Annotated in this window: 21 protein-coding genes and 1 pseudogene; 7 read left to right on the top strand and 15 right to left on the bottom strand. The window is 64.1% G+C overall.

Features of this window, described 5'->3' with window-relative positions:
• Positions 1-12 precede the first annotated feature (12 nt).
• The 6 genes and pseudogenes from HB777_28550 to HB777_28525 form a co-directional block, all read right to left on the bottom strand.
• Positions 13-474, bottom strand: a complete 462-nt coding sequence (locus tag HB777_28550; GenBank protein ID QND67493.1) for a MarR family transcriptional regulator — start codon at positions 472-474, stop codon at positions 13-15.
• Positions 471-1,055 carry an amino acid synthesis family protein gene (locus tag HB777_28545; protein QND67492.1) on the bottom strand — a complete coding sequence of 195 codons (585 nt, stop codon included), beginning with the start codon at positions 1,053-1,055 and terminating at the stop codon, positions 471-473. The genes HB777_28550 and HB777_28545 overlap by 4 nt, the downstream gene beginning before the upstream one ends.
• Positions 1,048-1,932, bottom strand: coding sequence for a UPF0280 family protein (locus HB777_28540; GenBank protein ID QND67491.1), 885 nt, complete (start codon positions 1,930-1,932; stop codon positions 1,048-1,050). The genes HB777_28545 and HB777_28540 overlap by 8 nt, the downstream gene beginning before the upstream one ends.
• Positions 1,932-3,473 carry a 6-hydroxynicotinate reductase gene (locus HB777_28535; protein QND67490.1) on the bottom strand — a complete coding sequence of 514 codons (1,542 nt, stop codon included), beginning with the start codon at positions 3,471-3,473 and terminating at the stop codon, positions 1,932-1,934. The genes HB777_28540 and HB777_28535 overlap by 1 nt, the downstream gene beginning before the upstream one ends.
• A pseudogene (locus HB777_28530) lies at positions 3,470-6,413 on the bottom strand (molybdopterin-dependent oxidoreductase). Before HB777_28530 ends, HB777_28535 begins: the two are co-directional and overlap by 4 nt.
• A gap of 47 nt (positions 6,414-6,460) precedes the next feature.
• Complete coding sequence (locus HB777_28525; GenBank protein QND67489.1) at positions 6,461-7,318, bottom strand: xanthine dehydrogenase family protein subunit M; 858 nt, start codon at positions 7,316-7,318, stop codon at positions 6,461-6,463.
• Between the two features lie 273 nt (positions 7,319-7,591).
• Here HB777_28525 and pncA point away from each other — a divergent pair, with 273 nt between their 5' ends.
• Both pncA and HB777_28515 read left to right on the top strand, forming a co-directional pair.
• The gene (gene pncA, locus HB777_28520; GenBank protein QND67488.1) at positions 7,592-8,206 is read left to right on the top strand and encodes a bifunctional nicotinamidase/pyrazinamidase; all 615 of its coding nucleotides are present in this window, start codon (positions 7,592-7,594) and stop codon (positions 8,204-8,206) included.
• Positions 8,207-8,486: 280 nt separating this feature from the next.
• The gene (locus HB777_28515; protein QND68937.1) at positions 8,487-9,869 is read left to right on the top strand and encodes a sodium:proton antiporter; all 1,383 of its coding nucleotides are present in this window, start codon (positions 8,487-8,489) and stop codon (positions 9,867-9,869) included.
• A 236-nt stretch (positions 9,870-10,105) separates the two neighbouring features.
• Here the strand turns inward: HB777_28515 and HB777_28510 are convergent, their stop codons facing one another.
• From HB777_28510 to gcvA, 8 genes are all read right to left on the bottom strand, one after another.
• Complete coding sequence (locus HB777_28510) at positions 10,106-10,825, bottom strand: ABC transporter ATP-binding protein (protein QND67487.1); 720 nt, start codon at positions 10,823-10,825, stop codon at positions 10,106-10,108.
• The gene (locus HB777_28505) at positions 10,822-11,547 is read right to left on the bottom strand and encodes an ABC transporter ATP-binding protein (protein ID QND67486.1); all 726 of its coding nucleotides are present in this window, start codon (positions 11,545-11,547) and stop codon (positions 10,822-10,824) included. The genes HB777_28510 and HB777_28505 overlap by 4 nt, the downstream gene beginning before the upstream one ends.
• Positions 11,544-12,506, bottom strand: a complete 963-nt coding sequence (locus tag HB777_28500; protein QND67485.1) for a branched-chain amino acid ABC transporter permease — start codon at positions 12,504-12,506, stop codon at positions 11,544-11,546. Before HB777_28500 ends, HB777_28505 begins: the two co-directional genes overlap by 4 nt.
• Positions 12,503-13,384, bottom strand: coding sequence for a branched-chain amino acid ABC transporter permease (locus HB777_28495; protein QND67484.1), 882 nt, complete (start codon positions 13,382-13,384; stop codon positions 12,503-12,505). Before HB777_28495 ends, HB777_28500 begins: the two co-directional genes overlap by 4 nt.
• 157 nt (positions 13,385-13,541) lie before the next feature.
• A complete protein-coding gene (locus HB777_28490) occupies positions 13,542-14,846 on the bottom strand; it encodes an ABC transporter substrate-binding protein (GenBank protein ID QND67483.1) in 1,305 nt (434 codons plus the stop codon).
• Positions 14,847-14,998: 152 nt separating this feature from the next.
• On the bottom strand, positions 14,999-16,426 hold the full coding sequence (locus HB777_28485) for a hypothetical protein (GenBank protein QND68936.1): 1,428 nt from the start codon (positions 16,424-16,426) through the stop codon (positions 14,999-15,001).
• 186 nt (positions 16,427-16,612) lie between these two features.
• Positions 16,613-17,917 (bottom strand): nicotinate phosphoribosyltransferase, encoded by a 1,305-nt coding sequence (gene pncB, locus HB777_28480; GenBank protein ID QND67482.1) that lies wholly within the window; start codon positions 17,915-17,917, stop codon positions 16,613-16,615.
• 161 nt (positions 17,918-18,078) lie between these two features.
• Positions 18,079-19,053 carry a transcriptional regulator GcvA gene (gene gcvA / locus HB777_28475; GenBank protein QND67481.1) on the bottom strand — a complete coding sequence of 325 codons (975 nt, stop codon included), beginning with the start codon at positions 19,051-19,053 and terminating at the stop codon, positions 18,079-18,081.
• A gap of 205 nt (positions 19,054-19,258) precedes the next feature.
• Between gcvA and speB the strand changes: the two genes are divergently transcribed.
• The 5 genes from speB (at position 19,259) to HB777_28450 (ending at position 23,023) form a co-directional block, all read left to right on the top strand.
• The gene (gene speB / locus HB777_28470; protein QND67480.1) at positions 19,259-20,320 is read left to right on the top strand and encodes an agmatinase; all 1,062 of its coding nucleotides are present in this window, start codon (positions 19,259-19,261) and stop codon (positions 20,318-20,320) included.
• Positions 20,321-20,403: 83 nt separating this feature from the next.
• Positions 20,404-21,210 (top strand): transporter substrate-binding domain-containing protein, encoded by an 807-nt coding sequence (locus tag HB777_28465; GenBank protein ID QND67479.1) that lies wholly within the window; start codon positions 20,404-20,406, stop codon positions 21,208-21,210.
• Positions 21,211-21,216: 6 nt separating this feature from the next.
• Positions 21,217-21,873 (top strand): amino acid ABC transporter permease, encoded by a 657-nt coding sequence (locus tag HB777_28460; GenBank protein ID QND67478.1) that lies wholly within the window; start codon positions 21,217-21,219, stop codon positions 21,871-21,873.
• Positions 21,870-22,517, top strand: coding sequence for an amino acid ABC transporter permease (locus HB777_28455; GenBank protein QND67477.1), 648 nt, complete (start codon positions 21,870-21,872; stop codon positions 22,515-22,517). The genes HB777_28460 and HB777_28455 overlap by 4 nt, the downstream gene beginning before the upstream one ends.
• 122 nt (positions 22,518-22,639) lie before the next feature.
• Positions 22,640-23,023, top strand: a complete 384-nt coding sequence (locus tag HB777_28450; GenBank protein QND67476.1) for a VOC family protein — start codon at positions 22,640-22,642, stop codon at positions 23,021-23,023.
• Positions 23,024-23,124: 101 nt separating this feature from the next.
• On the opposite strand, the gene HB777_28445 is transcribed toward HB777_28450, so the two are convergent.
• Positions 23,125-23,340: a DUF1127 domain-containing protein gene (locus tag HB777_28445; protein QND68935.1), complete on the bottom strand. Its 216-nt coding sequence runs from the start codon at positions 23,338-23,340 to the stop codon at positions 23,125-23,127.
• Positions 23,341-23,457 lie beyond the last annotated feature (117 nt).

Below are 23,457 nucleotides of genomic sequence, written 5' to 3'. Positions count from 1 at the left end.
CAGGAATGGAATTTACGCCAGCTTGGCCAGCAATTTCATGAAGGTGGCGATCTCCTTGGCCGAGAGCGGCGCCAGCGTTTCCCTTGTGATCTCGCGCGCCAGCGGGATCAGGCGTTCGATGGCATCGCGGCCTGCCGCGGTCAGATTGACCAGCAGCCGCCTCTTGTCGACCTCGTGCTTGGAAAGCTCGACCAGGCCGCGCGCCTTCAGCCGGTCGATGACGCCCTTCACCGTCGCCGCGTCCATGGCGATCAGCGTGCCGAGCTGGTTCTGCGAGGTCTCGCCGACGTCGCGCAGCTTGGCCAGTGCTGCGAATTGCGGCGGCGTCAGATCGCCGATATGCGCGGCAAAGATCGAGACGTGGCGCTGATGCGCCTTGCGCAGGATGAAGCCAACCTGCTCCTGCAACAGGTAATCCTGATCGTCCGGCGTCTCGACCTCGACCAGCTTCAGCAACTTGTCTTCGGCGCTCACCGCAGCCCGTCCCAGGCCTTGATATCCCCAGCAGCCAGGCCGCCCATACGGTCGTGCACGCGCGGGCCACAGGTCATGGCGAGGCAGAACAGGATCTCGTCGGGGCGCGGCCCGTCATTGATGCCGACCTCCATGGCGTCGAAATGGCTGCGCACATAGGCGGCGTTGATGTGGCCGAGCGGTACATCGAGTTTTGAACCGAAGGCGCCGACCTTCTTCGCCGACGGCACGATCGCCTTGGCGTCGCCGAGCCGCTCGCGCATGGCGTAGCCGCCGGGCACATGCCAGAGCGCACCGTGCTCCAGCTCACCCGCTGTGCCGACAATGGCGCCCTTGCCGTAGCCGTCGATCTGTTTCACGTCGCCGCCGAGCGCCGCGATCAGCCGGTCGGCGAGCAACAGGCCGAGCGGCTTCAGATCATCCATGGCGCTCTGCAAGTCTTCGACATAGCGCCCGGCGAAGGGGTTCTTGACCAGCGCCATGGCGGCGGCGCGGCGGCGCGGCACCTTGGCCACCGGCCCGCCCTCGTGAAAGATCTCTTCGGTCAGCACCGCGATCTTGCGGATCGGAAACTCAGGCATGGGCAACGTCCTCCCTCGAACTTTTGTTGGGCGCGGCAAGCGCAACCGAGCCACTGATGCGGATCTCACCGCCAAGAAACAGCGCCGATCCGGCAATCAGGCCGCGCCGGCGAAAGTCTTCGGCGACGGCAAGGCCGTTGTCCAGCGCCCGCGCCACTTCGCCAAGTGCAAGCGTGCCGACGCCATGTGTCACCAGGCGCGCGCCGAGATCACTGTCGGGCGACAGGTCGTGTGCGGGAATGCGCTTGATGGCCGGATTGCCGGGCAGGTCCACCGCGTTGGCAATGAGCGTCGCTGCCGCATCGGCCTCGGCGCCAGTCTTCGCGAGCACGGTGACGGCGTCGGCAATGCCCAGTGAGAAGGAGCGGCCGCGCCAACCGCTGGTGGCGACGCCGCGAACGCCATCTTCCGCGCGGATCGTGATCCGGTCCGCCAAGTCGTTGCCGGTGCCGGCGATCGCCAACCCCATCGACTGGCCCTTGCCGATATGGAGCGCGCAGTCGCCGCCATTGTTGACATAGGCGCGATCGAGCTTGCGATCGGCAAGCAACGCGGCGAGCATTTCGTCGGCTACTGATCCGGCGACGGCGGCCATCGGTGTTATGAAGCATTCCGCCAGGGGCATGACGGCTGCTTCCATGCGGCGCGCCGTCGGGCCGGCAAAGGTGCGCGGCGCCAGGAAAAACGCCGGGAGCCGCAATTCGGGGAGCTCCTCGACCAACTCCATCAGGATCGTCTGGAAGCGCGCGACAGCTTGCGCGTAAGCGGCGCTACACTCATCCGCGTCGCCAAAGGCCTCGACGATCAGGTCGATCGGCCCGTGGTTGAGATGCAGCCGCTTGCCGTCGTGCAGCCAATGCGTTTGCGGGCCTTGCATCACCCGGCCCCGTTCGAGCCGGCGCGACGAAGCTGTGCGAGCGGCGGCCATGGATTGTTGGCCTCGGCGCCGGTGCCGCGGCGCGCATTGAAATATTCGCCACCCTTGGCGACGATATCCTCGACGCTGCGGATTTCGGCCTCGTAGCCGCCCAGCCTGACATAGTCGTCGCGGCGCAAGGTGAATTCGATCGGCGCCACCAGCGCCGGTGTCGGCACATAGCCGAAGGCGCCTTCCGGCACCCTGGTGACATCGACCATCAGCGTGATGCCGCCGCCCGGCCAGACATAGACCGGCGCGCCGCCGACCGTGACATAGGTGGTCAGGCCCTGAACCGAACGGGTCAGGTTGACCGGGTTTTCAGTGACGCCGGCGCGCAGCGAACCGCCGGCGCCGCCGATGAACAGCACGGTGCACAAAGCCGGCTCGCAATTGTCCTCGATCAGCCCGACGGACTTTTGCAACCGCTCGGGAAACGGTTTTTGGACCGGCTTCAGCTCGTCGTCGAGTTCGTAATAGGCAAACTGCTCGCCTGTGGTCGAAACCATCAGCAGCGACAGGCCCGGACGCGCGCCCTTCTTGGCGTTCCACTCGCCGAGGATCGACAGCGGATCGGAAATGCTGGTGCCGCCCCAGCCGAGGCCGGGCTCGGAGACCTTGAAATAGCGGCCCGGCGTCGAACGGCGGCCGATGATCTTTATCCCGGTATCCTGCCAGCCCAGCACCTTGCCGGCCTGATGCTCGGAGACGACGCCGGTGATGTGGTCGTCGACCACCACCACCTCGTCGACCAGGCCGCGCCATTGCGTGGCGAACATGCCGATGGTTGCCGAGCCGCAGCCGACACGCATGCGGTGTTCCTGCTTGCCGTCGATGACTGGTGCTTTGCCGGCTTCGACGATTATGGTGGCGCCACCGTCGATGGCCAGTTCCACCGGCTTGCGGTTGCACAGATTGAGCAGCGCGTCGCAGGTCGCGCGACCCTCGGCCTTGGAGCCGCCGGTCAGATGATGCACGCCGCCCAGCGACAGCATTTGCGAGCCGTATTCGCCTGTTGTGACGTGGCCGATTGCCTCGCCTTGCGATCGCACAATAGCCGTCTCGGGACCGAGATGCCGGTCGGTATCGATCTTCACCTTGACGCCGCAGTACGAAAAAATGCCTTCGGTGACGACGGTGACGAGATCGACGCCTTCGACCTCCTGGCTGACGATGAAGGGGGCGGGCTTGTAGTCGGGATAGGTGGTGCCGGCGCCTATTGCCGTGACGAAGCGGCGGCCGGTGTTGACCAGTTCGCCGTCCCATGCCTCACCGTCGGCGACGAACGGTACGATTGCGGCGCCGGTCTCCGCAGCATGGTCGAGGATGGTCAGCGGGTCCATCCGCACGATCCTGCCGCCGACATTGCCGTAGCGGTCGCAGGCGCCGGTGCGGCCATCAGCGATGTAGCACATCACCGGGCAGGCATCGCAGCGGATCTTTTCCGCCACCAGCTTCTCGCCGGGATCATGGGTTTCGAAGCGCTCGGCAAGCTCGCTCATCGGCGTGCCTCCTTTTCGCGGATGCCATCTTTTTCACGGATGCCAGCGCGGATGCGCGTCGGCGTCGCCGGAATCTTGGTGACCAGCACGCCGGTGGCGTGGCGGATGGCATTGAGGATTGCCGGTGCCGTCGGAATCAGCACATGCTCGCCCAAACCCTTGGCGCCAAAGGGTCCTTCCGGATCCGGAACTTCTATCAGGATGGTCTCGATCGGCGGCACGTCGCCAATGGTCGGAATGAGATAATCGTGCAAATTCTCGGTGCGGCCGGGGATGTACTCCTCCATCAGCGCCATGCCGATGCCCTGTGCGATGCCGCCTTCGATCTGGCCTTCGGCCAGCAGGGGGGTTGATCGCCTTGCCGACATCATGCGCCGCGGTGATTTTGAGCAGCTTCACCGTACCCAGCTTGAGATCGACCTCCAGTTCGGCAATCTGCGCGCCATAGCCGTAGACGGCATAGGGCTTGCCCTGGCCCTTGGCATCGAGCGGCAGTGTCGGCGGATCGTAGGTCTCCTCGGCGCGGAAGACGAAGCCTTCGGCATCCACGTCGAGCGAGGCGAGGTCGATACGGCGGACAGCTTCGCCTTCGCGGATGACGATCGCCGAACCATCCAGTTGGAGAGCGGCTTTTTCCGAAACATTGGCGAAACGCAGGATCTTTTCACGCAAGGCACAGCCGGCCTTTTCGGCGGCCTTGCCGGTCACGAAAGTCTGGCGCGAGGCCGAGGTCTTGCCGGCGTCCGGACTGATCGCCGTATCGGCGCTCCTGAGCCGGAATTTTTCCAGCGGCAGGCCGAGCGCGTCGGCGCAGATCTGGGTGATGACAGTGTTGGAACCCTGGCCGATATCGACGGCGCCCTGGTGCAGGATGACCGTGCCGTCAGCTGCGATGCCGACCCGGATGGTCGACGGGTTGGGCAGCGAGGTGTTGCCGCAGCCGTACCAGCATGACGCGACGCCAACGCCGCGCTTTCTATCCCTGTTGCCACTGTTGAATGCATCCGCATCAGCCGTCGCGCGCACCCAATGCGGCTGTAGCGATTCGAGGCACTCGGCAATGCCGACGCCGGAGTCCAGAAGCTGTCCGGTAACCGTTTCGGAGCCGTTCCGGAGGCAGTTCCTCAAGCGAAAGTCGAGCCGGTCTATGCCGAGCTTGCCGGCCAGCTCGTCATAGAGCGTCTCCTGCATGATCGTCGCCTGCGGAACACCGAAGCCACGGAAGGCGCCGGAGATCGGCCCATTTGTATGGATCGCGCGGCCCTCGGCGCGATAATTGGGCGTCGCATAGGGCCCGGACGCATGCACCGGCACGCGGTTGGCCACCGTCGGCCCCCAGCTTGCATAGGCGCCGGTGTTGAAATCGCCGTCAAAGATCATGCCGGTGACAAGGCCGTCGGCATCGGCGCCGATCGTCGCTTTCATCTCGGCCGGGTGGCGCTTGGTGGTCGAAATCATCGATTCGGTGCGGGTGTAGGCGAGTGCCGCCGGCCGCCCCGTCTTCAGCGCCACCAAGCCGATCAGCGGCTGCAGCGAAACGTCGAGTTTCGAACCGAAACCGCCACCGGTCGCGGTCGGCACGATGCGCACCTTGTCGACGGCAAGGCCGAGCACCTTCGCCGTCTCGTCGCGGTCCATGTAGGGCGCCTGGGTGCAGGCGACGACGACCAGCGTATCGCCATCCAGATAAGCATAGCCGGCTTCCGGTTCGATATAGGCGTGCTCGACATAGGAGGTGTCGATGGCGCCGGAGACGGTGAACGCAGCGCCGGCAAGCGCCGTTTCCGGGTCGCCGCGCTCGACAAGGCCTGACGTGAGCAGGTTCGCCGGCCGACTTTCGTGGATCAGCGCGGCTCCGTCAGCCTGCGCTTCGGCAGGTTGCAGAAAATGCGGCAGTTCGCTCCAGCGGATGGGAAAATCCGACAAATCGAGATCGAGGATCGCCTCACGCTCGCCGGCAACCAGCGCCACCGCCTCGCCGCGAAGCCGCGAAAACCCTTCGGCCAGAGCCGGCTGGTCGGCAAACGGACCGATAGCGCCGAAACAGTTCTTTCCGGGAATGTCGGCTGCAGTGAAGACACCGGCGATGCCGGGATGCGACGTCGCCCAGCCGTCGAGGTCACCGAAGGAGAAGTTGGCGTGATAATGCGGCGAGCGGACCACCAGCACGGCCAGCGCATCGGCGGGGAAGGAATCGCCGCCGAATTTTTCACCGCCGGTGACCTTCGGCACGCCGTCGAGCCGGATGGGCGAGGAGCCCACGGCATTGCCCGAGATTGGCATTCTACGATCAAGGCCGAGATCAAACGATTGGTGTTGGTGCTGCCCCTCACCCTTACCCTCTCCCCGTGAAGAACGGGGAGAGGGGGCCGCCAGCGCTGGAGCTTCTCCCTTCTCCCCGTCACTATACGGGGAGAAGGTGCCGGCAGGCGGATGAGGGGCAGCGCTGCCCGTTGATGGTTCGAACCGTCCGGCATCCATCACCGCTGCGATGATCTTCCGGTAGCCGGTGCAGCGGCAGAGAATGCCGCCCAGCGCGTCCTGCACCTCGGTCTCGGTCGGGTTGGGTTGCTTGTCCAGCAATGCGGTCGCCGCGACCAGCAGCGCCGGCGTGCAGATGCCGCATTGCGCCGCGCCATGGGCAAGGAACGAGGCCTGCAGCGCCGACAGCCGCCCATTGGCGAGGCCTTCGACTGTCGTCACCGACGCCCCGGCGGCGGACGCAGCCGACATCAGGCAGGCGCAAACGGGATCGCCATCGACCAGCACCGTGCAGGCGCCGCAATCGCCGGCGTCGCAGCCGACCTTGGTGCCGGTCAGCAGCAATTCATCGCGCAGCACCAGGGACAGCCGGCGCAGCGGCGGTACGTTGACCGAGACGGCAGTGCCATTGACCTCGAAGGCGATATCGGTGCGCGCAGCGCCGAAGCCAGGCTGGATGGCGCCGAGATCGGGCAGGGCTTCATTCGCTTCAGGCTGAACTTGGCTCATGCCGCCGCCACCTCGTCACCAGTCGTCCGCCCCACAGCCGCAAGCACGGCGCGGGCGACAATCTCGCGCACCGCATCGAGCCGGTATTCGGCGCTGCCGCGCACGTCGGCGATCGGCGACAGTTCAGCCATCGGCGCGGCCAGGGCCGCATCGGCAAGTCCGTCGTCCACCGGCAGCCCGTGCAGCGCGGCTTCGACGCCGCCCAGCCGCTTGGCCACCACCGAACAGGAGCCGGCGGCAACCGCCGCTTGCCGGACAAGGCCATCTTCGACGACCAGACGCGCCGCCACCATGGCAATGGAAATGACGAGATAGCGCCGGGCGCCGAGCTTGACGAAAGCGGATGTGCCGCTGGGCTTCGGCACGCGGATGGCCGTCACCATCTCACCGGGCAGCAGAGCCGTGCGGCGGTTGCCGAGAATGAAGTCCTGCAACGGCAGATGCCGTGTCGCTGCCACGGAGCGCAACTCGACCTCGGCATCGAGGACGAGCAGGGCCGGCACGCCGTCGGCGGCAGGCGACGCGTTGCAGAGATTGCCGGCGACCGAGGCGACGTTCTGGATCTGCACCGAGCCAACCTCGCGCGCCGCCTGTTTCAGCGCATCGAAGGCCGGCGGCAAGGGATGGCGGATGACATCGGTCCAGGTTGTGCGCGCGCCGATGACAAAGTGGTCGTTCGTCTCGGCAATGCCGCGCAGCGAAACCAGGCCGTTGATGTCGAGAACATTGTCGCGGAAGGGTTTGCTGCCCTGTGCCGGATAGAAATCGGTGCCGCCGGCAAGGATACGCCAGGCGCCCTCGCCAAGCAAAGCGAGCGCTTCGTCGACCGAGGTGGGTTTCGCGTAACGGATCACGCTTTGCCTTCCCAAATGGGCCTTCCAGAAAACAGGTCCCCAGAAACCGGTGTTTCGAAAGACCCTGCCGGCATCGACGCCGGGAAAATTCATTCGTATGCAAATGATATCAAGACGGCAGGATTTGTCAAAGCCGGAGTTTGCGGCGGCTCGGCCGGCACGCATTTGTTATGTCGCGAGAGGTTGACGCCGCCGGCCATCTGGTCAAGTTTCTGCGTCCGGTCGCGTCAGCGGCATTTTCCACTGGAGCCTGCATACGGAAGAGGAAAGCCCATGGCCGACGAAGCGCTTGTTGTCATCGACCTGCAGAACGACTTTTGTCCCGGCGGCGCGCTGGCGGTTGCCGGCGGCGACGAGATCGTGCCGCTGGTCAACGACCTGATCCGGCGAACCGACCATGTCGTGCTGACGCAGGACTGGCATCCCGCCGGTCATTCCAGCTTTGCCTCCAGCCATCCGGGCGCGCAGCCCTTCACCATGATCGAAATGCCCTATGGCCAGCAGACGCTGTGGCCGGACCATTGCATCCAGGGCAGCCTCGGCTCGGATTTCCATTCCGGCCTCGCCTGGACCAAGGCCGAGCTCGTTATCCGCAAGGGATTTCGGCCTGATATCGACAGCTACTCGGCCTTCTTCGAGAATGACCGCGCGACGCAGACCGGCCTTGCAGGCTACCTCCGGGAACGCGGCATCGACACGCTGACCCTGGTCGGCCTGGCGACCGATTTCTGCGTCGGCTTCTCGGCGCTGGATGCTATCAGCCAGGGTTTCAAAACCACCGTGCGGCTCGATGCCTGCCGCGGCATAGATCTCAACGGCTCGCTCGAGGCCATGCTGCAGCGCATGCGCGACGCCGGCGTGACGCTCGAAGACCATTTGTCGGACTGACCGGACCGTGGGGCGTCAGACAAAGATACTATGCCCGAAGGCAGGGTTATCGCCTTTGGGCAAGAACCCCCTCACCCGGATTGCCAACCGAATTGCGAAGGGCAATTCGGGGCAATCCGACCTCTCCCCAAGGGGAGAGGAGGGAGCTGGCGTCGACGCTCGTCTCTTCTCCCCAACGGGGAGAAGGTGGCCGCGTAGCGGCCGGATGAGGGGGCCTTTCTCATGCGCGATCCCCTTCTGCTCGGCGAACGTCTTGATCGCAATCACGATCGTTCTCGCGATGTTGTTTCCGGCACAGGCTTTCGCCGCCGAAGACCACGCTCTGCCCGGCGCGGCGATGTCGCTGTGGTGGGGGCTGCCCTTCGCCGGGCTGCTGCTGTCGATCGCCACCGGTCCGCTGCTCTTCCACCATGTCTGGGAGCATCACTACGGCAAGATCACGGCTCTGTGGGCGGCGCTGGTGATCGTGCCGCTGGCGCTTGCCTTCGGTGTCCCCATGGCGACCGAAGCGGTGCTGCATGCGCTGCTCACCGAATACATGTCGTTCATCATCCTGCTGTTTGCGCTCTACACGATTTCAGGCGGAATCCTACTTTCCGGCAACATCCACGGCACGCCGCTGGTCAATGCCGGGCTGCTGCTGGTCGGCGCTGTGCTCGCCTCGGTCATCGGCACGACCGGCGCCTCGATGATCCTGATCCGGCCGATCCTGCGCGCCAATGACGCCAGGCCGTTCAACGCCCATGTCGTGATCTTCTTCATCTTCCTGGTTTCCAACATCGGCGGCTCGCTGACGCCCTTGGGCGACCCGCCGCTGTTCGTCGGCTTCCTGCGCGGTGTCGACTTCTTCTGGACGACCGCCAACCTCTACCGCGAGACGCTCTTCGTCGGTGGCGTCGTGCTGGCCGTCTTCCTGGGCATCGATATCATCCTGCACCGGCGCGAGGCTGGCGCGCCGAAGATCAAGGATCCGACGCCGGACAAGACGGTGCGCCTGCGCGGCCTGGCCAACCTTCCGCTGCTGGCGGGTGTGATCGGCGCCATCTTGCTGTCGGCGGCCTGGAAGCCGGGCGTCAGCTTTTCCGTGTTCGGCGTCAGTCTCGAACTGCAGAATCTGGTGCGCGACGTCATCATCCTGGCGCTGGCCCTGCTGTCGCTTCCGCTCTCCTACAAGAGCCACCGGGAAGCCAACGGCTTCAACTGGGGGCCGATAACGGAGGTGGCCAAATTGTTTGCCGGCATCTTCATCTGCATCGTGCCGGTCATCGCCATCCTCAGGGCAAGCCATGAGGGGGCACTGGCGCCGCTGGTGTCGCTTGTCAGTTCGCCCTCGGGCCAGCCCAACGATCTCGCCTATTTCTGGCTGACCGGGGCGCTGTCGTCCTTCCTCGACAATGCGCCGACCTATCTGGTGTTCTTCGAGCTTGCCGGCGGCGACCCCCGGCACCTGATGACGGAATTCGCTTCGACCCTGGCGGCGATCTCCGCAGGCGCGGTGTTCATGGGCGCCAACACCTATATCGGCAATGCGCCGAACTTCATGGTCTATGCCATAGCCCGACATCGCGGCGTGAAGATGCCGGGCTTTTTCGGCTATATGGCATGGTCGGGCCTGGTGCTGATCCCGACGTTTCTGGTGGCGGGTTTTCTGTTCTTTGGGTGAGCCGGCGAATAATCACATGCGGTTTGCGCCGCCCCTCATCCGCCTGCCGGCACCTTCTCCCCGTATAGAGACGGGGAGAAGGGAGATGGCCGCGACGCCGGCGCGCTTCCTGCAACGCTGATGACTGGCGAAACCATTGCGGAAGGCTTCCTTCTCCCCGTCTCTATACGGGGAGAAGTGCCCGGCAGGGCGATGAGGGGCGGCGCTATCGTTTGCAGACTGTCATTGCGGCTGCCTCAACCCACTCCCACATAGCGCCTGACCGCCGACGGATCGGCGCGCAATTGCTCGACATCGACCGTCTCGCGGTTGCGGCCGTTTTCGATGAAGGCAACACGGTCGGCGACCGAAAGCACCGCATCGACCCGTTGCTCGACCAGGATGGTCGAGACGCCCATGCCGCGCAGCGTCGACACCGTCTCGCGGATCTTGGCGATCATCGACGGCATCAGCCCCTCGGTCGGCTCGTCGAGCAAAAGCACCTGCGGTTCGAGGCACAGCGCGCGCGCCATGGCCAGCATCTGCTGTTCGCCGCCGGACAGCGTACCGGAGCGTTGCCTCAGCCGCTGACGCAGCAGCGGAAAGAGGTCGAGAACGTTTTCCCGCGTCGCCTTGCCCTTGCCGCGCGCCATCAGGCCGATCTCGATATTTTCGGCCACCGTCATCTCAGCGAACAGCCGCCTTCCCTGCGGCACATAGGCGACGCCGGCCTTGGGCACCTCGTGCGCCGGCAGTCCTGTCAACTCTAGGCCAGCCAGTTTGATCGAGCCGGCGCTTGAGGGAACCAGCCCCATGATGGCTTTCAGCGTCGTCGTCTTGCCGGCGCCATTGCGGCCGAACAGGCACAGCACCTCGCCCTTGTTCAGCACGAGGTCGAGCCGGTAGAGCACCTGGACCTCGCCATAGAAGCAGTCCAGCCCCGAGATTGCCAACGCGTCGGACTTTGCATCGGTCATGGGGAAGTCCCCAGATAGGCTTCCTGCACCGCTGCGTTCTCGCGGATCGCTTCGGGCGTGCCTTCGGCGAGGATCTTGCCTGCATTGAAGACCGTGATGCGGTCGGCCAGCTGCATCACGACAGGCATGTTGTGCTCGATCAGGAGCACGGTTGCGTCCCTGGCGATCTCGCGCACCAGGGTGATGAAATTGTCGATCTCGCTGTCGGCCAGGCCTTGCGTCGGCTCGTCGAGGATCAGCAGGCGTGGCTTCAGCGCCAGGCCCATCGCCACTTCCAGCAGGCGCTGGTGGCCATAGGACAATTGCCCGGCCGGCATGTCGGCGCGGTCGGCCAGGCCGGTGCGTTCGAGTGCCGCCATGACAGCGGCCTGTATCGCGCTCTTGGAAGGGCCGTGCCGCAGCGTCAGTTGCACGGGCAGCGCGACGTTGGCGTAAACGGACAGGTTGGCATAGATGCTGGTGATCTGGAACGTGTAGGCGATGCCCTGGCGCACCCTGACATAGGTCGGCAGGTTGGTGATGTCGGCGCCGTCGAAGATGATGGCTCCCGAAGAGGGCTGGATGCGGCCGCTGACCATGCTGACGAAGGTGGTCTTCCCGGCGCCGTTGGGGCCGATGACGGCGCGGATCTCGCCCGGCATCAAGGTAAAGTCGACATTGTCGACGGCCCGCAGGCCGCCGAAATTGCGCGACAGGCCCTTGGTGGTCAAAAGCGGCGTCATGGCAGCCACTCGAGCCAGCGCTGGCGAATGCTGCCCAAAATGCCTTTTGGGAAAAACAGCACCAGCAGGATCAGGGCAACGCCGACGATCAGCAGATAGGCTGATGTGTAGCCACTGCTAACGTCGATGACATAGTACATGAACAGCGTGCCGATCAGCGGCCCGAGCGTGGTGGCGGCGCCGCCGAGCAGCACCCACAGCAGCGGCAGGATCGAGTATTGCACCGAGGCGAAGCTCGATCCGACATAGCCGAACAGCAGCGCGTAGGCAGCACCCGACGCCGCGCAGATGGTGCCGGAGACGACGACGGCGGCGAGCTTGTTCGAAAACGTGTCGTAGCCCAGCATCTTCGTCCGCTCCTCGTTCTCGCGGATAGCGACCAGAACGCGGCCATATCTGGAGCGGACTATAGCAAGCGTGACGAGCAGCACGATCGAAAACAGCGCCAGCGCCGTCATGTAGCGCACGGTCGGGTTGGTGAGATCGAGCGATGTCGCACCGAAGGTGAGGATACGCGCCGGCTGCGGCACGACCATGCCCTGGTCGCCGCCGGTCCACGTCGCGAAATAGAGGATGATCAGGTAAGACACCTGCGCGAACATCATGGTGACGATCATGAAGGCAACGCCCGTGGTGCGCAGGGCCAGCAGACCAATGGCCAGCGAAAGAACGGCGCCGCAGGCAATTCCAGCGGCGAAGGCCGCCGGCACGTTCCAGCCGAGATGGATGACGGCAAGGCCGGCGCCGTAAAGCCCGGCGGCAAAGAACATCGCATGGCCAAGGCTGAGCAGGCCGACATAGCCGAACAGCATGTTGTAGCCCGTGGCGAACACCGCCAGCACCATGATGCGGGCGAGCAGGCCGTGATAATACTCCGGCAGCAGGAAGCTCAGCACGAAGAGCAGCGCGATGACGCCGAGATGCAGGCCGTAGGCCTTTGCCGGCGAAGCTTCGCTCATCGCGATGCCGTCCCGAACAGGCCTTGCGGCCGGAACACCAGCACCATGGCGACCAGCAGCGTGGCGATGATCTTGGCCAAAGTCGGCGAGAAGAACATCGAGATGATGCCGTCGGACATTCCGATCAGCACGGCGGCGACGACGGTGCCGCGCAGCGAACCGAGGCCGCCGATGATGACGACGATGAACGACAGCAGCAGCGGATCCTGCCCCATCAGATAATGCGCCTGGCTGATCGGCACGATCAGCACCGCGGCGATGGCCGCCAGCATGGCGCCAAGCGCGAAGACGCCGGCATAGACGCGGCCGACGGGGATGCCGAAGGCCTGCGCTGTCTCGCTGTCATACTGCGTCGAGCGCATGACGAGGCCGATCCTGGTTCGCGTCAGCACCAGCCACGTCGCGATCAGCAGCAGCGCCGAAGTGGCGATAACAGACAATTTGTAGCCGGAGTAGCCGAACCACGGCAAAAGGATGCGGTAGCTGAACGGCGGCTCCACCGGCCGCGCCTCGGGACCATAGAAGGTCAGCGCCAGCTGCTGGATGATGTAGAGCATGCCGATGGTGGCAACGATGGTGGCTTCAGGATTGTAGTTGAGCCGGCGCAGCACCAGCCGTTCGGCGACCAGCGCGATGGCGCCGACGATCAGCGGCGCGATCACCAGCGCCGCCAGGAAGCCGAGCGCAGGATGGCCGCCGATGGCCGTGGTGATCGCCCAGGCGAGCACGGCGCCCAGCATGAAGAACTCGCCATGCGCGACATTGACCACCCGCATGACGCCGAACACCAGCGACAGCCCAAGCGCCGTCAGCGCCAGCACCGCTGAGGTGACGAGGCCTTCGAGGGCGGCGAGGAGGAGGTGAGGACCGAAGTGCATTCAGGGGCGCCCTTACCCTCCCCCTCGTGGGGAGGGTGACCGCGAAGCGGTCGGGTGGGGGGTGGGGCATGGGCCGTCGCAGCCCCCACCCCGTCTCACAAGCTTCGCAAATGCGAAGCCTGTTCGCCGACCCTCCCCACAAGGGGGGTAAGGCGCCTCACAGCGCCTGCGTCGTATAATCCCCCTCGGCCTCGTAAAGCCCGTCCTCGATCTTGGTCTTGTGCACGACCTTGAGTTTGCCGCCCTCGACCTTGGAGATATTCTGGATGCCAAAGCACTGGTGGATCTTGCCGTTGAAGGTTTTCGGTCCCTGCGGATGCTCCGGACCTTCGGCGAATGCAGTCAGCGCCTCGGTCGCCTCGACCAGCTTGGCGCGGTCTTCCGGGCCCTTGTAGCCGGCGTCTTCCATCGCCTTCTTGACGACATAGAGCGTTTCCCAGCAGCCGAACATGTGGGCCGCGGTGGAGACGTCCTTGGGATCGCCGACGGCGGCGCCATTGTCGTCGATGCCGACAGCGGCGCGATAGGCCTTCTGCGCCTCGGAATCATCGGCCTGAGCGTAGCGTGGCGAGCCTTCCCAGAAGTGGCTGCCGTCGAGGAATTCGAGGCCGGGGCTGTTGATGTCGGTGGCTTCGAGCGAATCGATGAAGCCGAACAGTTGCGGCCGGTTCGAGCCGTAGAACTCGCCGAGCTCCTTGACGAAGGTGAGCACGGCCGGGCCGACCATGACGTGGTAGATCACCTCGGTCTCGGCCGGGATCTGCGGGAAATACTTGGTGAAGGACGATTCCGTCGGCGGGATGGCGATCTGCGCGATGACCTCGGCGCCCTGCGCCTTCAGCGCCGGCGGCAGGTAGTCGCGGTGGTCGTAGCCGAAGGCGAAATCGGGGAAGATCTGCGTCACCTTCTTGCCGGCATTGGCCGCGATCCACGGCGCCATCGACTGGATCTGGCTTTTCACGTCGGTGATGCCGGGCTGGAAGACATAACGGTTCAGCTTGGTCGAGGCGACGTGGTGGCCTTCGCTGACGACGAAATAGGGCATCTTGTTTTCGCCAGCGGCGGGCGCCGAGCCGATGACGACATGCGAGAACAGCGTGCCGAAGACGATGTCGGTCTTGTGCTGGGTGGCGAACTTGCCGACAACTTCGGCGCCACGGCCGGGATCGGTGCCGTCATCCTCGATGATCACTTCGACCTGACGGCCATTGATGCCGCCGGCGGCATTGATCGCCTTGACCGCGGCAGCAGTGGTCTTCTCGTACCACCGGCCATAGGCAGCGCCGATGCCGGTGCGGTGCGACTGGAAGCCGATCTTGATCGGCGCCGAGATCTGCGCCTGGGAATAGCGGACGAAGCCGGGCGCAAGGCCGAGGCCGGCGCCCGCGGCCAGACCCTTCAGCGCCGTGCGGCGGGTGAGACCAGTCTTGGAGAGGTCGAAAAATCCGTTCTTGTCAGCCATGTTCGTTCCCCTGTTTTCAGTTTTGACCAACGATAAGGCGGCTTCGGCATCCTCGCTCGGAGGAGGCAAAAAATTGCATGTGTACAAACTAAATCACCAAAGCCTTGGTGTGGCAAGCGAGCTTCCCCAAGGATATCGAGGCCGCTCTTTTCTCATCCGCCGGTCGGCGTGGCAAGCAACCAGAGGCCGAAGACGGTGTAGGCGATCATCAGCAAGGTAAGCGGGAACTGGCTGAGTGCCGCTCGGGAAGGCTGCGGGTGCAGGCGCCAAGCGAAGCCGTGGGCGACGAGGACGGCCAGCACATGGCCTGATATGATGGCGCCGGCCTGGACATTCCACAGCCACCACGCCGAGTCCGCCCCGGCAACGATGCCGGCCTCGACCTGCATGTCGGCGGTGCCGAACAGGTTCCAGCCCAGCGCGAACGGGTCGGACAGTGCAGCAAGCGCATATTGGCCGTCGACGAGCAGCGCCGTCAGGTAATGCGCGACATGATAGGCGAGTGCGATCGGCACGATCGACCACACCAGCAGGCCGGAGGCCTGGCCGAGGGCGTGATCGCTGCTGGCAAGACGCTGGCCAAGCCAGACGGCGAGCAGGAACACCGCCGCCAGCAGCACGAATGTCAGGACGAGCCCGAGCGTGCCGCTGCCGATCACCGCGCTGCGGCCAGGGAATTCGAGCGGGTTGATGCCGAACAGGCCGAGCCAGAAGAAGGTTTTCGACAGGCCGTCGAAGGACACCGACGACAGGGCCAGCAGCAGGAAGGCGATGCCGCTGGTTGGTAGCGGCTCCGCAGCGAGCAGTTTGGCGCCCGGCCAGCAAAGTGCAAGCCGGCCGTCTTCGTTGCGCTCGACGACGGCGAAACGCGCCACCATCGAAAAGAAGACCGTCAGGAATTCGCCGCAGCGGCTCCAGGCGCGATAGCCGAACGCTAGCATGGCCAGGAAAGTGAACAGCCAGTAGAGGCCGGCGGCCAAGGCCAGCCGCGCCGGGTCGTCGGGCGCCGGATCGATGAGTTCGAACCAGGCAAAGGCGAAGAACAAGAGGACAGCCGGCCAGCAGCCGATCCATCGCGGCAGACGCCATCTTCCTTCACCGAACAGGCGCGAGACGAGACGCCACGGGCCAACCCAAGGGTTCAGCCATGACCAGAGGTCGCCGAAGACACCTTGCAGCAAGGTGACGCCGGCCCACAGCAGGGTCCAGATCACCAAAGGCAGTGGGTTGGAGAGTGGGTCGCGGCTGCCGAAAAGGCCCGCGGTAATGAGGATTGCAAAGCCGGCAAAGGATATCAGGCTGATGGTGGTGTGGGCGGCGTCGCCGAGAGCGAATAACGGCAGGCGGCGGCGCCAGAAGCGATCGAGCGAATCCGCCGGCAACAGCGCCAGGACGAGGAAGCTGACGGCAACGGCGAAGGCGCCGCCGATCAGATAGTAGCCGGTCGGCAGGAGCAGGACGTGGCCTCGGTCGGAGGCGTGGGCGAAGGCGGGGGTGGGGAGGAGGGCAGATGCAGCAATGGCGAGAGCTAACCCTTGACGACGGCACCCTACGGCGCCCCCCTCTGTCCTGCCGGACATCTCCCCCACAGGTGGGGAGATTGGCAGTTCGCGCGATTGGCGCCCTTCTTGCGACGTTGAAAATTGGCGAAAGTGAGGATGAAATCCAATCTCCCCCCTTGTGGGGGAGATGTCCGGCAGGACAGAGGGGGGCGCGAAGGAACTCATCCTATCCAAGATTGCCATCTTGGCTGGCGTGGTCACCTCTCACACCTTGACCAGTTGCTCCACGCGGTCCTTTTCCCCGAAAATCCTGATATACCGCTCGATCTCTTTCTCGTCGCCCGTCGCCTTGGCCGGGTTGTCGGAGAGCTTCACCGCCGGCCTGCCATTGGCCTCGGTGACCTTGCAGACCAGCGATATGGCGTCCAGGCTGTTGGTCTCCGTCGGCGCGCAGCCTTCGAAGTCGTTGGTGAGGTTGGTGCCCCAGCCGAAGGACATGCGCACCTTGCCCTTGAAATGGCGGTAGGTCTCCTCGATGGTTTCGACCTCGAGCCCGTCGGAGAAGATCAGCAATTTCTGCTTGGGATCCTTGCCCTTGTCGCGCCACCAGGACAGGATTTTTTCGCCGCCTTCGATCGGCGGCGCGCTGTCGGGCCGAAAACCCGTCCAGTCGGCCACCCAGTCCGGCGCATCGCGCAGGAAGGACGCCGTGCCGAAGGCATCGGGCAGCACGATCAGCAGATTGCCGCCATAGTAGCGCTGCCAGTCCTGCAGCACTTTGTAGGGCGATTGTTTCAGCTCTTTTTCCGAATTGGCGAGGGCGGCAAACACCATCGGCAGTTCATGTGCGTTGGTGCCGAGCGCTTCGAGGTCGTTGTCCATGGCCAGAAGCACGTTGGAGGTGCCGGTGAACGCCTCGCCGATGCCTTCCTTCAGCGCTTCGACGCACCAGCGCTGCCACAGGAAGGAATGCCGCCGGCGCGTGCCGAAGTCCGAGATGCGGATGCCGGGCAATGCCTTCAGCCGCTCGGTCTTGGCCCACATCTTGGCCTTGGCGCGGGCATAGAGCACGTCGAGCGCGAACGGTCCGAACGCCCGCATGGCGGCGCGAGATCGGAGTTCGTTGATGATCGCCAGCGCCGGGATCTCCCACAGCGTCGTGTACATCCACGGCCCGCTGAAGGTCAGTTCATACTGGCCGTCGCGCTTGGACAGCTCGTATTCGGGCAGCCGGAAGCCTTCCAGCCAGGCGAGGAATTCCGGTTCGAAGATCTGCTTGCGGCCGTAGAAATTGTTACCGCCGAGCCAGATCATCTCCTTCTTGGAGAACCGCAGCGTGCGGGCATGGTCGAGCTGCTCGCGCAGTTCGCCTTCATCGATCTCATCGGCAAGCCGCACCGAAGTTGTGCGGTTGATCAGCGAGAAGGTGGTGTCGACCTTGGGATACATGCCCCAGATCATCTGCAGCATCAAAAGCTTGTAGAAATCCGTGTCGAGCAGGCTGCGCACGATCGGATCGAGCTTCCAGGTGTGGTTGTAGACCCGCCGCGCAATATCGGTCTTAGCCATGTTTCAACACCGCCTTCGCTGCCTGCTATCCACAACCGCGACAGGCCTCATAGCATCGAATTGGCCAAAACGCTGCCCGGTTTCAGGCTGGCCCGACAAAAAGAAAACCCTGCATGCGACGGAAAGACCACTGACGGCGGCCGCAAGCCGAAGGCCCGGTGTCAGCTCCCGGTTTTGGCGCCGATGACCCTGAGCGCCGGACGCTTTCGGCGGCTGACGATGCGGCCCGCCACCGGGGCGTCGGCGCGGCCGTCGTCCTGCGCCTTCTCGGCGAACAGCCAGTCGATGAACACCTGCACGATCGGCGTCGCTCTCATCTCGTTGCGGCAGACGACATAGAAATCGTCGACCGCCGGCACCGACAGGCTGAACGGCGCCACCAGCATGCCCCTGGCCAGCAGCGCGCTTGCCGTCACCGAATCGCCCAACGCCACGCCATGGCCATGCACTGCCGCCTCGGTCGCCATGCGCGCATCGCCGAGATGATGGCGGCGGCCCCTCTCCAGGTCCAGCGCATCGGCGGCCGCCAGCCAGGTGTGCCATTCGCGGCCGTCGTCGCCATGCAGGAAGACGTGATCGGCGAGGTCGCGCACGCTGCGGATCGGGCGGTTGTTGATCAAGGTCGGGCTGACTACGGGAAACAGTTCGAGGCCCGACCATTTGCGCATCCAGCAATCGGTCCAGCTGCCGTCGCCATAATGCACGCAGACATCGATATGCGGCGCCCGCAAATCCTTGGGGTCGTTGGAGGGGATAAGCGTCAGCCTTATGTCGGGATATTGCGCCATGAAACTGCCGAGCCGCGGGGTCATCCACAGCAACAGCAGCGCCGGCACGCAGGAGACCGAAAGCGTGCCGCTGCTCGCCGGCCTTGTCATGCGCTGGGTGGCGGCGGCGATGCTGTCGAAGGCGCTCGATACCGCCGGCAGAAGTTCGGCGCCATGCGGTGTCAGTTTGACCCGCTGGCCGACACGCTCGAACAGCTTGACACTGAGCGACTGCTCGAGAGCCTTGATCTGGTGGCTGATGGCGCCATGCGTGACGTTCAGCTCACTCGCCGCCTTGGTCAGCGAGCCATGCCGGGCCGTCGCCTCGAAGGCGCGCAGCGGATTCAGCGGAGGCAGGCGTTTGGCCATGGGTATCAACTTTGTTGTGAGATTTTCTCACAGGAAACACCCTAACAATATCAATTGATTTTTCAATGCCGCTGCCAGACACTTGAGCCCGGAACAGCATCAAGACGTGAAATCTGCAGGCAGCCAGCGGGACAGCGGCCCGGCCGGATGACGGTCGGTTCGCTGGCGTCACCGGCGGCACTGCATCAGCCCAGGAGGAGCGGATATGGGTTACGATCGCGGCAAGCTCGACGCGTTGCGTCGCAAATATGGCGAGAGCCATGGCGGCGAGATGTTCGACCCGAAGTTCTGCAAGGTCGCCGACAAGATCTTTTCCAAGACCGGCACGCGGCTCGCGCCCTATTCCGGCATCCCGACCTTCCTTGCCGCGCCCTACCGCGAAATAGCGGCTGACAATCCGGATTTCGGCGACCTTCAGGTGGCGATGATCGGCGTGCCGATGGACCTCGGTGTCACCAACCGGCCGGGCTCGCGTTTCGGGCCAAGGGCGCTGCGCGCCATCGAGCGCATCGGCCCCTACAATCACGTGCTGGAATGCGCGCCGACGCATGAGCTCAGGGTCGCCGACATCGGCGATACGCCGTTCCGCAGCCGCTACCGGCTGGAGATCAGCCATGAGGATATCGAGCGCCGCACCAACCAGATCGTCGATGCCGGCGTCATCCCGCTGTCGATCGGTGGCGATCATTCGATCAGCCATCCGATCCTGAAGGCCGTCGGCAAGAAGGCGCCGGTCGGGTTGATCCATATCGACGCCCATTGCGACACCAGCGGCCTGTTCGACATGACCAAATTCCACCATGGCGGGCCGTTCCGCAACGCGGTGCTCGACGGCGTGCTCGATCCGACGCGCACCATCCAGATCGGCATCCGCGGCTCGGCCGAGTATCTGTGGGAGTTCACCTACGAGTCCGGCATGACCGTGGTCCATGCCGAGGAGGTGACCGGTCTCGGCATTCCTGCCATCATCGAGAAGGCGCGCAGAATAGTCGGCGACGGCCCGACCTATGTCTCCTTCGACATCGACAGCGTCGATCCGGCCTTCGCGCCCGGCACCGGTACGCCGGAAGTCGGCGGGCTGACGACGCGCGAAGTGCTCGAACTGCTGCGCGGCCTCAAAGGTCTCAACATCGTCGGCGGCGACGTCGTCGAGGTGGCGCCGCAATACGACGCGACCACCAACACGGCCCATGCCGCCGCACAGGTGCTGTTCGAGATCCTGAGCCTGATGGTGTTCAGCCCGGCGATAACAGGCAAGGGAGCCTGACGGACTTCAGAAGCAAAGGCGGCCGCCGCGCTGGAGCCGGCGGCCGTATCAAACAAACAAAGCTTCCAGACAGGGGAATAACAATGACGATCCGCAGGACATTCACATCCATCGCTGCCGTGCTGATGCTTGGCACAGCCGGTTTCGGCCTTTCAATTCAGGCCGCCAGCGCCGATGCGCTGGCAGACATCACCAAGGCCGGCGCCATCAATGTCGGCGTCTTCGCCGACTTCCCGCCCTTCTCCTCGGCCAGCGCCGACATGAGCCTCAAGGGCTATGACATGGATGTCGCGCAATACATTGCCGATACGCTCAAGGTGAAGCTCAATCCCGTCGCCGTCACCGGCCAGAACCGCATCCCGTATTTGAACGACCACCGCGTCGACATCCTCATGAGCGTCGGCTATTCGAAGGAACGCGAGCAGGTCATCGACTTCGCCGCCGCCTACGCGCCCTACTACATCGCCGTGATCGGTCCGGCAGCACTTGCGGTCAAGGGCAAGGAAGACCTTGCCGACAAGTCGATCGCCGTCAACCGCGGCACGCTCGAAGACACCTCGCTCACCGAGGCGTCACCCGCGTCGGCCGATATCAAGCGCTTCGACAACTACAATTCGGTGATCCAGGCCTTCATCTCAGGCCAGACGCAATTGATGGTCGTCGGCAACGATGTCGGCGCGCAGGTGCTGGCCAAGCAGGACGCGCTGAAGCCGGAGCAGAAGTTTCAGCTTCTGACCTCGCCTTCGCATATCGGCCTCAACAAGAACGAGGACAGCCTGAAGAAGGCGGTCAACGATGCCGTCGCCAAGATGCTGGCCGACGGCAAGCTGGACGAAAGCTCCAAAGCCTGGCTGAAGACGCCGCTCAACCCCGACAACCTCAAGGATTGAGTTTCCGTGGCCTTTGCCTGGCTTCCAGGTGCTGTCGGCGACATCGCGCGCGGAGCACTCACGACGATTCTGTTGATCGCCGTGACCACGCTCGCGGGAACGTTCCTCAGCATCCTGGGCGCCGCCGGAGGCCGAAATGGCCCGGTGCTGCTCAAGCGGGCAATCGCCTGGTATGTCGAAATCATCCGCAACACGCCGTTTCTGGTGCAGCTGTTCTTCATCTTCTTCGGGCTGCCCAGCCTCGGCATCCGGCTCGATCCGGTGCTGGCCGCCATGCTGGCGATGACGCTCAATATGGCGGCCTACACCATCGAGATCGTCGGCGCCGGGCTTGACGCCGTGCCCGGCGGACAGACGGAAGCAGCCCTGGCACTAGGCTTGAGGCCACGCCAGGTGTTCATCAAGATCGTGCTGCCGCAGGCGCTCAAGGTGATCTTTCCGGCGCTGACCAGCCAGATCGTCATCATGATGCTGGAGTCGGCCGTGGTGTCGCAGATCGCGGTGCGCGAACTGACCTATGAGGCCGACATGCTGCAGGCGCGCACCTTCCGCTCCTTCGAGACCTATTTCGTCGTGACGCTGGTCTATCTCGTCCTGTCGATGGCCTTGCGCCGGCTGTTGGTCACGGGCGGGCGCCGTGCGCTCGGGGCTGGCGTGTCATGATCGAATTCACCTTTTGGGACATCGTGCGCAACCTGCTGCTCGCCGCCCGCTGGACGGTGCTGCTATCGCTTGCCGCCTTCGTTGGCGGCGGCATCGTCGGGCTGATCGTGTTGTTCTTCAGGATCGCCAAAAACAAATGGAGCCGGCGCATCGCCTCCGGCTACATCGCCCTGTTCCAGGGGACGCCGCTTCTGATGCAGCTGTTCCTGATGTTCTTCGGCCTGCCGATGCTCGGCCTGCGCATCGAGCCATGGACGGCGGCGGTGCTCGGCCTCACCTTCTTCGCCAGCGCCTATCTCGCCGAAATCTGGCGCTCCGGCGTCGCCGCGCTGCCATTGGGCCAATGGGACGCCGGCGCCAGCCTCGGCCTGCATTATCTGCAGGAACTGAGGCTGATCATCCTGCCGCAGGCGTTTTCGATCACCCGTGCGCCGACGGTCGGCTTCCTGGTCCAGCTGATCAAGTCGACGGCGCTGACCTCGATCATCGGCTTCGAGGAACTGGTCAGGACCTCCAACGCCATCAACAACGCGACCTTCGAACCGTTCAAGGTCTATGGCCTGGTGGCGCTGATCTTCTTCGTCATGTGCTTTCCGCTGACGCAATACGCGCGGAGGCTTGAGAAGCGGGTGCCGGCGCGCTGAGTCCTGGAAGCTGCCATACTTTCACCTTCGGCAGATGTTGCGCGAACGGCGATATGATAAAATATCCCGGCACCCGAACGTGAACCTTGGTCCGAAAGCCCGGCTTGGCTAGAGTTCCAAGCATGCTGAATGCCATTCACCACGTAGCGCTCATCTGTACAGACTACGACCGGTCGCGACGGTTCTATGTCGAACTCCTCGGTCTCGATCTGATCCGGGAGGTCTTTCGGGAGGAGCGGCAGTCATGGAAGGCCGACCTGCGGATCGGCTTCGCCCAGTTGGAATTATTCTCCTTTCCCGACCCAGCGATGCGGCCGTCCCATCCAGAGGCGACAGGCCTGAGACATCTGGCATTTGCCGTGGCGAATCTTGATCCCGTAATTATGCGCCTGGAAGCCGCAGGCGTTGCCGTTGAGCCAATCCGGATCGACCCATATACAGACCAACGGTTTACCTTTTTCAGAGACCCAGATGGATTGCCGCTGGAACTCTACGAAGCCCCATAAGGAACGGTTCGCTTTCGCGACGGGCGCTGTGCACTGACGGTCTGATGCTGCGCAGTTCGGCCTGAAGGGGTACTGACGGTGAGGCGCGTGCGCGCCAAAAATCATTCCCGCCAGAACGGCTTCGCGATCTCGGCTTCCACCTGTTTCATGGTCAGCCCGATGTCGTCGATGAGCTCCGGCAGATCCATCGCCATACGTGCCAGCTCGTGCCGGAAGTAGGCACGACCGCGCCACGCCTTGATCAGGCCTTTCAAACTGGGCCGGTTCTGCGTGTGTCCGGCCGCCTTCGATTGCCGTTCGCTGGGGTTGAGGCGCATCGCGCCGTAGACATCGGATAGGTTGGTTAGAATCGTTCTCATGGGTGCGATCCTCGATATCAATGGCCCGGTCTGCGGGGGTATGCTGGGAACGTGAGCCTCGGCGAGGGAACGCGC

Source organism: Mesorhizobium loti, assembly GCA_014189435.1.
Taxonomy (GTDB): Bacteria; Pseudomonadota; Alphaproteobacteria; order Rhizobiales; family Rhizobiaceae; genus Mesorhizobium; species Mesorhizobium loti_G.
The sequence above is the reverse complement of the archived record's forward strand: the minus strand, read 5'-3'. Positions and strand labels throughout refer to the sequence as shown.